The organism is Acidovorax sp. Root217 (genome assembly GCF_001428645.1).
In the GTDB taxonomy this organism is placed as follows: domain Bacteria; phylum Pseudomonadota; class Gammaproteobacteria; order Burkholderiales; family Burkholderiaceae_C; genus Acidovorax.
In genome coordinates, this window is sequence record NZ_LMIH01000019.1 from 53378 (window position 1) to 63477 (window position 10100).

Below are 10100 nucleotides of genomic sequence, written 5' to 3' on the forward strand. Positions count from 1 at the left end.
ATGCAACTTCTGGCTATTGGTGCTGCGCTCAAAATTCATTTTGCGTCAGGGTGCTTCTAAGTCGTCGCGTCAGACAAAAAATGTAACATTTCGCCAGTCCCAAAACGGCCCCAAGGCGCACAATCTGCCATTTTTGGGGGGGCTGTGAAGGACATTCTCGTGGTTGATAGTTCGAAGGAGTCACTTGAGCTCATGGTCGAACTGCTGGAACAGTCTGGCTATGGCGTACGTCAAGCCACGACCGGACGGGCTGCTCTTGATCACATGCTTCAGCGGCTTGCGAATGTCGTATTGATCGACGAAGACCTTCCGGATTACACCGGTGTAGAGTTGTCTCACCGTCTTAAAGCAGCGGCCAAAGCAGCATGGGGTGCCGAATGCATCACGATCGCGATCCGGGGGGACATCGAACACCGCGAGGTCGCTGACTGGTCAGGGACCGACCACCTTGTGCTCAAACCCCTCAATTTCGATCTTTTCGATGCGCTGATTGCAGACTGTTGTGATGCCAGGTATGTCCCGGTGCCCAACAGGCGCTTACTTCAGTAGCTAACCGCGCATGGAGGACAACCGCTGGCCACCAATCCGCACGCCGTGCGCGGCTTGGTGCGTCTAGGTTGCGGATTTGCCGATGGCGGCATGCAGCATTTGGGGCGTGCAGGGCTTGGGCAGCACATCAAAGCCCAGCTGCGAGATGCGCGCCAGTTGCTCGGCATACCCCGTCATCAGTAGCACCCGCTGCGCAGGCCATTTCTCGCGGATGAGCCTTGCCAAGCCCTCTCCGTTGAGCTCGCCGGGCATCATCACGTCAGTCAGCACCAGGTCGGGCCGCTGGCCCTCCTGCAGCAGGTAAATGGCCTTATCGGCGCGGTCCACGCGGGTAACGGTGCACCCCAGCGACTGCAGCAGGGGGACGAGGGACTCGGCCACCTCGTCGTTGTCCTCCACCACCAGCAGGCGCATGCCGAGGGGCTTGAAAGAGGGATCGACGGCGGGCTCCTGCGTGGATGCCCTGTAGACCGTGCAGGGCAAGTACAAACTGACCTTGGTCCCCTTGCCCACCTCGCTGGCAATTTCCGCGTACCCACCTACGCCCTGGCAAAAGCCATACACCTGGCTCAGGCCCAGGCCCGTGCCTTCGCCCACGGGCTTGGTGGTGAAGAAGGGTTCGAACACCTTGTCCAGGTTGTCTTGCGCAATGCCGCTACCGGTGTCGGATACCTCAATGACGACCATCCCGGCTTGAGCACCCTGCGCCCCTTGGGCTTCTTGCGCCGGTTGTGCCCCTGCGGGCCGGGGCCCGGCATTGCGCACCTGGATCGACAGCGTGCCCCCCGAGGGCATCGCGTCGCGCGCGTTGATGCTCAGGTTGAGCAGGGCCAACTCCAGCTCGCTCATGTCCAGGAACACGGGCGCGGTTGCGGGGTCCACCTGCACGTCCAGCCGCACTCGGCTGCCCAGCACCGGAACGATCAGGTCCTGGATGGCCGGGAGCTTGTGCTGCAGCTGCACGTACTCGGCCACCAGGGGCTGGCGCCGCGAGAAGGCCAGCAGCTGGCGGGTGAGATTGGTCGCCGACTTCACGGCCCGGGCAATGGATTCGATCTGCCGCAGGGCCGACTCCGGTGCCGTGCGCTTGAGCAGGTGCAGGTTGTTGCTTATCACCATCAGCGCGTTGTTGAAGTCGTGCGCCACGCCGCCGGTCAGCCGGCCCAGCGCCTCGAGCTTTTGCGCCTGGCGCAGCGCCTCTTCGGCACGCTGGCGGCTTTCGGTTTCACGCTCCAGGTCCTGCAGCGTGTTGTGCGCAGCGCGGGCGCTTCGCAGCGCCGCCCGCGCCGTGACGACCAGGGCAGCCACCGGCAGCGCCCCCATGGCGAACAACAGCGCGAGCTGCTGAAACAGCTCGCGCAGCGGCACGTTTAGCCGCATCGCCGTGGACACGTACAAGGGGTAGTCACCCACCTTGCGGTAGGCGATGACGCGCTCCTTCTGGTCTATCGGCGAGGAGCCACGCAGGCGCCCTGAGTCCTCGCCAGCGCGCAGCCGCTGCATTACCGGCGCGTCGGGATGCAATTTCACCGGTATGTCGGCGCTGTAGGGCCAGCGGGTGTAGATCTCGCCGTCTCCCCGGAAAAGACTCACCGCCAGGTTGGGCTCGTCTGCCACCAGATCCCCATAGAAATCGTAAAAGTACGACGTGAGCAAGGCCACGTTGATGACCCCGCCAAATTTGCCGACGTCGTCCTCGAAGGGGATACTGACATTTAGCACCCGCTCGTTGGACGTGCGGGTCACGAGCGGCCTGGAAAGATGGGGCCCCGTGCGGCCCCGCAGATGCTGCTGAAAATACTCACCATCGGACAGATCGACCCGCGGGAACGGGAACATGCGGCTGCTGGCGATGGGCCGGCCCTGGGCATCTAGCACCAGGAGGGACTGGATCTGGGGCTGGTCCATGCTGCGCCTGCGCAACTCTTCGTGCAGGAAGGCCTCAATGCTGTGCAACGCCTGCGGATTCTTGCCATTGACCAGGGAGAAGGCCTTTTCGGCGACCGCCTCTGACGTAGCCATCACCTTGGAGGCATGCTCATGTGCAACGCGAAGGGACCGAGACACCCGTGCATCGGTCTCGTCGGTGGCACGCAGGAACCCCACCACCCCGAAAATGGCGTAGATCACCAGGGGCACTGCCACGCTCAAAAACGCCATCCGGCGCAGCCAGCGCACCGACTCTGCTGCCTCTTTCGAGCCCTTGTCGCTGGCTCTTTTTAGTGTCCACATAGGTTGTTCCTGGCGAGCGGGGTCAATTAAACCGGGATGGACGGATCCGTTCTGCGCAGCGACGTTGAAATACGGCGCACAGGACCTCGCATCAGCGAGAAATGCCGAGCTACCACTCACGAGGGGGGCCGGACAGACCAACGCGTCATGCGCGCTCGCCATTTACCCTGCGCTGCTTCGTGCGAATACCAATCGGTATGAATGGTAACTGCAAAGTCACCAGCGCGCTTATGGGCTGGTTCCGGAGGCAGTCGCGGGGTCAGTCCGGGTGCCCTGCTTGTTGATCCAGGCCGAAGTGACTCACTAACCCCAGTGCTGTATCGCCTACCTGAGGCATGTCGTCGGTGCCTGACCGTTTTGCAAATTGCTGTATGACGTTCAGGGCGCTGACACCGCACCTGAAGAGGCTGATCGATCGGGACACGCCCCACCCGGCCAACAGCGGGCGTTCAAGCTGCTTGTCTATCCACTGGCATGGGGTCTGCTCGCGTTAAGGCACGGGCAGCCTAAGAGCCGCAGCATCCTTTGGGCTTTGCTGGACCGGTAACACCCAGGCTCAGGTCCGTCAAGATGGTGCATTTGGGGGCGGGCCCACCGATGCAATCGTCAGAACAAGCCTGCACGAACTTGACCAAGCTGCGCTCCAGGTTTCTCAGCTCCTCCAACTTCGCTTGCACCGCGCTCAGATGCCGTTGAGCAATGTCTCGCGCTTCCACGCAATCGCGTTCATCGCTGGTGGAGAGCGACACAAGGGCACGGGTTTCCTCTATCGAGAACCCGAAGTCCCGGCAGTGCCGTATGAGCGTCAGCACCTCCTGGACTTTCTCGTCATACGCACGGTGGCCACTCGGCCGCCGTGTGGCGGGAGGTATCAACCCGATTTCCTCGTAGTACCTCAGCGCAGACACATTGAACCCCGTGCGCTGGGCCAGCACACCAATGCTCAATTGCCCATCGCTCGACAGGGTATTCATTCGATTCTCCTTGCATCTCAAGTTACTTGAGGTTCTAGAGTCAGTGTACGGGAATGTCCCCGGTAAGCTTTGAGAGAAATACCATGAAAAAACCCATTTTGGCCGCGCTCGGATTGGCAGGCGCATGCGTTGCGTGCTGCTCCGTTCCCATCGCCGTTACGCTGCTCAGCGGGCTGCCCGCCGCTGGATTGGCGGGATGGCTGCTGGGCGAATGGACTGGACCACTTATCGCTGCGGTGTTGGCCGCGTTGATTGTTGGTGGTGCATGGGCTTGGAAGGTTCGACGCACAAATGCTGTTTGCGCGACCAATAGCGCCCCAGCGTGCTCCATCGACCAAGCCGGATGCGGGCCGAAATCGCGCCGGTCTTGAAGTATGTTCGCTCTTGGGTGATTAAAGGCAGCTTTGGGCAAGGGGCGAACGGCTGCTTTGGGTCCATTTCCGTCGTTCGCGTGACCCCATAGCAGTCGTTCGCGCTTCTGGAATCAACGTATGTCAGGTGGTTTGCCCATCGCTGATTCGCGCAACCATCGGAAAGACTCGCCCTCATACTGATCTGGCAAATCGAATCGCGCCTTGCCGGTGTCGATGTCCTGGAATCGCATCAGTATCTTTATGCTCCCGGTGCGCACCAGAAGCGACCAGGGAGATCTACTAAAAAGCTCGGCGACTGGAAGTCGCTCGCCGTCGCTATCCAAGTACCACGGCGAATCGGTGTCAGCTTCACGCTGATCGTGATCTCGCAGCCAAGCACGTTGGCTCTCGGATAGAACAAGCCGCCCGTTTAACTCTGTCGCGGATGTGCACTCGAAGTCCAAGACTTGGTCTTTACACTGGAGCTTGAGGGGTTGCTGCATGGAGTGCTCACACGGAATGACTGCTTTTGGCCGAGGCTGTGTGAAAACGCGCGTTACGCCCTCGGCTTGACGACCCACCAAGAAATCGACCGCTCAGATCGGCCTACAACGCACGAGCTGGATGCGCGCAAGGGTTGAAGTACCCCTGCAAAAGTCGTCTATCGACGTTTTCACACAGCCTCGGCCGATAGCGGAATTCAGTTTGGTCGCGCAAGTACTCTGCATCACCCGATACGGCGACTCGGCAAAGCTAAACAGAAGCTCATGTCAGCAATCTGGAGATGACCACGAGAGCCGAATTGTGTGTCCAGCTCCCGCCGTTCCAGCTGTCCAACTCACTTCGTCCCCACCGTCCAGTAGCGACCGAAATACGCAACTGCGGACCGTCATCGACGAAAGCAACTTTTGATCAAAAACTAGCTTAGGAAGTGACTTCGTCGTTGACATGGTCACGAGGTGTGGTGAGGTGAGCCAGCGTGAATTGGTTTAGTGATAGATCATGTCCGGTGTATGCAAGTAGACGTACTCGATCTCCTGGCTAAGGACCCCCAGGGCCGGTTCAACCGGTTGGTCAACGGGTTGTAGAGCAGTTGGGCTCGTCTGCTCGCCCGGGACGTAGGCCTCCAAAAACCATCTGGCACGGTGTCGGCCTTTCGGTGAGTGCTTGCCCAGTCGGATGGCACGCGCAAAGCCCTTGCTCTCGAAGAAGGCCTCAACGCTGCGTTCCCGGCTCTCGAGGTAGGCATCGAATTGGACGCCTTTGACCCTTTTGGACGCCGCAGTGAAGTCATCTTGCTCTGGCCAGTCACAGGCTTCGGCGAGCTCCTGTGCATCGAACTCACGGAGTTGGATGTCCTTGGAGTTGGCTTCCGCCTTGATGGACTCGGCGACCAAGCCACGCAAAAGGGCCATCGCCCCGTTGTCATCGCGCTGGGTATCCAGCCAGTCCCGCAAGCACGGCAGCAGCTCTCGCAAGACGGGTTCGGGCAACCCGTTGGCAACCGGTTCAGGGATGGTTGGCAGGTTATCGGATCGCAACACTGGGTTTTCCTCCACTCAACTCTTGGACCTCCCATGTTGTCACTATTTGCCCTGCACACCTCCAACCGTTTTGTTCATGTGACCGAAGTCGAGCGCGGCTTGGCCTGCGATTGCCATTGCGCTGTCTGTGGCGAGGTGGTTCTCGCCCGTCAGGGCGATGTCCGGGAGCACCATTTCGCGCACAGCTCCAACGCCGAGCCCTGCGCATCCGGCTACGAGTCAGATCTGCACCGGTTTGCAAAACGGGTGATCGTCGAGGCCGGCGGCCTGGTGGTTCCTGTCACTGCGGCCATGTCCATGACCCTGGGCTTTGGCGCGCGGCTGGAGCCCTCGCTTCTTCTGGCGTGCACAGACATCGAGGAAGAAGTCACCGTTGGAGATCTTCGGCCGGACCTCCTGGCTGCGACGACCGCCGGTGTGCAAGTGGCCATCGAGATCGCATACTCATCATTTTGCGATGCAGCGAAGCGTCAGGCATACGAGCGGCTGCAACTGCCCGCACTCGAAATCGACTTGCAGTCATTCACGCCAACCGCGTTTGATGTTGGTCAAGTCAAGCGGGCAATCTTGGCAGCCGCCGAAGGCAAAACCTGGCTTTGGCCGGAGCCTATGGACATCGAACCGGCGGCGCTTGGAGAAACTGTGCCCGCACACCCAGATGTCACCCCGCCACGCCCATTCCTGCCCGAAGAGATTGTGACGATCCAGGGGCGCTGGATCTCGGTCAAGGAATTGCCAAGTGGCGACGTCGCCCTGAAGGCGGTTCGCTACGACCCGGAAATCGTCTCCGTTGTGCGCACGGTCGCTCGAGCTCATTTCGGGCGGTACCGAGGAACTCACCACAACTGGGTGATTCCGCGCTTCAGGGCTGAGGCTGCACGAGCACAGTTGAGGATGATCGCCGCGAGCCTGTCTTAGCGGTGTCATTGAAAAGTGTTGCGCCGAGCCTATTTGTTGCACAATGTTTCGAGCCAATTTGCGCAGAGGGGGAAACCTTGTTCACGTCGAATGGAGGGGCGCATCAACAGAGGTCGCACTACATGCCTACGATTTACCAGGCCAGGGACGGCAGGGCGTGATGCTGTACACGCCACACGCTCTTACTTACCGCCGCAGGGTGCTTCCGGACGGTGGTGTCGTTGCGACGGCGAGCACGGGCGACTTTGCTGTGTTCGAGGCTGATGAGTTTGAGATCTTTGCCACCTCGCCAGCAAAGTTATCGTTGATCCGACAAGCCGAACTTCGCGCGAAGTTTCTCCTTGGCGACAAGCAACCCTCCGAGGGAATGCGCCGGTTGATGGCGTCAAGGATCGCGATGAAGCGCGAGGTTGGAAGCTCGGGCCCCTCACTGCACATCATCGTCCCAACGCTGCAATGCGCCCATTCCTGCCAGTACTGCCAGGTCAGCAGGTCACTGGACGACCAAGGGCACACAATGTCGATAGTGGACCTGGATGCCGCATGCGACACCGTACTGCAGAGCAGTGCTCCTAGCCTGACCATCGAGTTCCAAGGCGGAGACCCGCTGCTTCGATTCGATCTGGTGAAGCGTGCCGTCCTTCGCATCCATGCAGCGGCTGGGAGCGGGCGCCGGATACGCTTCGTTGTCGCCTCGACGTTGCACCAGCTCGATGGCGAGATGTGCGACTTCTTCAAAGCGAACGGGGTATATCTGTCCACCAGCATTGACGGCCCGCAAAAGCTCCACAACTTCAACCGGCCCATACCGGGGCGCAATGCCTATGAGCGCACCCTGGCGGGCATTGCGCTCGCGCGCGAGCGCATAGGCTCCGACTCTGTCTCTGCCTTGATGACCACGACGAAAGCCTCGCTGGCCTTCCCCGAGGACATCGTCGACGAGTACGTCAGGCAGGGGTTCCGTGAGATCTTCCTCCGCCCGCTCAGCAGCTACGGCTTTGCGAAGCGCAATCAGCAACTGCTTGGCTATTCCACGGACGACTTTCTCCGGTTCTATGAACGGGGACTGAAGCGGGTGATCCACTGGGCAGAGCAAGGCGTCGAGATCAGGGAGGTCTACGCATCCATCTTGCTGAACAAGATGCTGTCGACTTTCGATGCCGGCTACGTCGATCTTCAAAGCCCGACCGGGGCTGGCTCCAGTGTCCTGGTCTACAACTACGATGGCTTCGTGTACCCCTCTGACGAAGCGCGCATGTTGGCCGAAACCGGTGACCATTCGCTTCGCATGGGACGTATCGGGTCCTCACTTGAAGAACTGCTCAATTCTCCTGTGCGACGCCAGCTCATCGAGGCCAGCGATGTGGATCGCGTGGAGCACTGTCGCGATTGCGCATACAACACCTACTGCGCACCGAACCCGGTCGACGCGCTGGCGCAGCATGGAGTGCTCTCTGTCCCCGCACACCTCACTGAGCACTGCCAGCGGCACATGCGCCTTTTCGATACCGCGTTCATGGCCGTTCGGTCTGCTGACGAGCAAGCCTTGGCCCGCATGCAGGCCTGGGCGCAGCCCGTCGTCACGGAGATGTGATGCGCAAGATCTCCGCAAACATCGAGCCTGGCTGCACAAGCGACGTGCACCGCGTCGTTGAGCTCGAACACCTCGCGGCCGTGTGGGAGCCGGAACTCCGCTTCCTGGTGCTGGCCCAGACAAGCGAAGATCAGCGCCGCGTCGTCGGACTGCGATCGGCGGGGCTGAGCAATGTCGCCTGGTTGGCTGGAGCTGGACTCCAAGACGGCGACATCGTGGTCCCGAGAGGCGCGAAGTCCGAGCTTATCGTGCTGTTGAGAAGGTCCGATGCGCACCATGCCCTGTTCATGACGAACCGGTGCAACAGCTACTGCCTGATGTGCTCGCAGCCTCCTACCAAGGAGGATGACAGCTGGCTCATAGAAGAGGCTCTGCAAGCGATCAGGCATCTGGACTGGGCCCCCAGAGTGATCGGCCTCACCGGTGGCGAGCCTTTGCTTCTGAGGCATGGGCTGCGGCAGATCCTTGATGAAGTCGGGCGTAGGTTTCCTGAGACGGTCGTTGAGGTGCTTACCAACGGCCGGATGTTTAGTGACCGGGCCGTGGTGAAGGAAATCCTGACCGGACTGCATACCCTTGTGCGGTGGCTGGTCCCGCTCTACGGACACGCGAATTTCCTGCATGACTTCGTCGTGCAATCGCCAGGTGCGTTTGACGAGACGATCGCCGGTCTTTTGGCGCTGCAGGAGTATGGCCAGACCGTCCAACTGCGCTCCGTGCTGATTCCTTCTGTATTGGAGAACCTGCTCGAGCTCTCCAACTTCGTTGTGCGTAATCTTCCATTCGTCAGGGAGTGGGCGCTGATGGGGTGTGAGCCCATTGGATTCGCTCTGGCCAATCGAGAACAGTGCGAGGTGGATCTCACCGCCTGGGCTCCGGCACTTGAGCAAACGTCTCGCACACTTCGAACCTATGGCGTGCGGCACGTTCTGATGAATACCCCGTTGTGCTCATTGCCGCAATCGCTATGGCCGTGGGCCCACAAAAGCATTTCTGATTGGAAGAACGTTTACGCCCAAGAATGCGACGGCTGCTCGGTCCGCAAAGACTGTGTCGGCCTGTTTGCCTGGCATGAGCGCGGCTGGACGCCGGCCCCACTAAAAAGAATCGAGACAAGCGAGGTCAGCCTATGAGCAAGTTCATCCGCAACCTGACGCTGTTCATGGCAAGCTTGCCGCTGTTGATGACGAAGAGCGTCTCTGCAGCGCCATCGCCCAGAGCGGAGTTGGAGCCGCTGGCCAACGATGGTGCAGTGCCACTGCGGCCGCTGAATACTGAGGCTGACAACCTATTCGCAGGGCATCGCTCGCACTCAAGCCACAGGTCCCATTCCAGCCACAGCTCGCACCACTCTGGATCGGGAGGAGGGAGCTCGAGCTATCGCGCGCCTGCGTATGTTGCGCCCAGTCCGGCTCCAGCCTACGTGGCGCCAGCTCCTGCACCGGCCTACGCTCCATCGCCGCCGGCGGTCAATCGATTCGTGCCGGAGCCTGCGCCTCCTCCATCGGGGACGAATCGCTCCTTGGCGGGATCAGGGCACGATGCGACATCCTCTGGCAACAACCATTTTCCAAGCAGCCTGGCGCCGATGGGACCGGGGGCCAAGGCGTCTCACCCCCCAGGCGATCTGACGCATCCAGAGAAGCTGCGCCTGCAGCTCATGCGGGTGCAGATAAAGCTGCGAAGTCTTGGGTTGTATGAGGGGCCCATCGATGGTGTGATGAGTTCCAGCGTGCAGGAGGCGTTGAGGTATTTTCAGGATCTGAAGGGCTTGCCTAAGACTGGGACCATGAGTACTGCAACGCTGAATGCGATGGGAATACCTGCTTCGAATTAACTGTTCGATATGGCTACGAGCCGTTGGTATAGAGGAGGCGGATTCAAAAGCGAAGCGCAACACCCTGGATTTCAATGAACAAGGGTGGAGTGCTGCGGG

General features: G+C 60.3%; 8 protein-coding genes. 5 read left to right on the top strand and 3 right to left on the bottom strand.

Annotated features, from left to right (window positions below; all coding sequences use genetic code 11):
• Positions 1-159 precede the first annotated feature (159 nt).
• Positions 160-549, top strand: coding sequence for a two-component system response regulator (locus ASE31_RS19560; protein WP_255357695.1), 390 nt, complete (start codon positions 160-162; stop codon positions 547-549).
• Between the two features lie 63 nt (positions 550-612).
• Here the strand turns inward: ASE31_RS19560 and ASE31_RS19565 are convergent, their stop codons facing one another.
• From ASE31_RS19565 to ASE31_RS19580, 3 genes are all read right to left on the bottom strand, one after another.
• Positions 613-2781, bottom strand: coding sequence for a hybrid sensor histidine kinase/response regulator (locus tag ASE31_RS19565; RefSeq protein ID WP_082604269.1), 2169 nt, complete (start codon positions 2779-2781; stop codon positions 613-615).
• A 506-nt stretch (positions 2782-3287) separates the two neighbouring features.
• Positions 3288-3755: a helix-turn-helix domain-containing protein gene (locus ASE31_RS19570; RefSeq protein WP_057203496.1), complete on the bottom strand. Its 468-nt coding sequence runs from the start codon at positions 3753-3755 to the stop codon at positions 3288-3290.
• A 1342-nt stretch (positions 3756-5097) separates the two neighbouring features.
• On the bottom strand, positions 5098-5652 hold the full coding sequence (locus ASE31_RS19580; RefSeq protein WP_157412587.1) for a hypothetical protein: 555 nt from the start codon (positions 5650-5652) through the stop codon (positions 5098-5100).
• Positions 5653-5685: 33 nt separating this feature from the next.
• Here ASE31_RS19580 and ASE31_RS19585 point away from each other — a divergent pair, with 33 nt between their 5' ends.
• The 4 genes from ASE31_RS19585 to hxsA all read left to right on the top strand — a co-directional run bounded on the left by ASE31_RS19585 (position 5686) and on the right by hxsA (position 10001).
• Complete coding sequence (locus ASE31_RS19585; RefSeq protein WP_057203499.1) at positions 5686-6570, top strand: competence protein CoiA family protein; 885 nt, start codon at positions 5686-5688, stop codon at positions 6568-6570.
• A gap of 160 nt (positions 6571-6730) precedes the next feature.
• The gene (hxsB, locus tag ASE31_RS19590; RefSeq protein ID WP_082604270.1) at positions 6731-8164 is read left to right on the top strand and encodes a His-Xaa-Ser system radical SAM maturase HxsB; all 1434 of its coding nucleotides are present in this window, start codon (positions 6731-6733) and stop codon (positions 8162-8164) included.
• The gene (gene hxsC, locus ASE31_RS19595; RefSeq protein WP_057203500.1) at positions 8164-9297 is read left to right on the top strand and encodes a His-Xaa-Ser system radical SAM maturase HxsC; all 1134 of its coding nucleotides are present in this window, start codon (positions 8164-8166) and stop codon (positions 9295-9297) included. The genes hxsB and hxsC overlap by 1 nt, the downstream gene beginning before the upstream one ends.
• The gene (gene hxsA / locus ASE31_RS33165) at positions 9294-10001 is read left to right on the top strand and encodes a His-Xaa-Ser repeat protein HxsA (protein ID WP_082604271.1); all 708 of its coding nucleotides are present in this window, start codon (positions 9294-9296) and stop codon (positions 9999-10001) included. Before hxsC ends, hxsA begins: the two co-directional genes overlap by 4 nt.
• Positions 10002-10100: the final 99 nt, after the last annotated feature.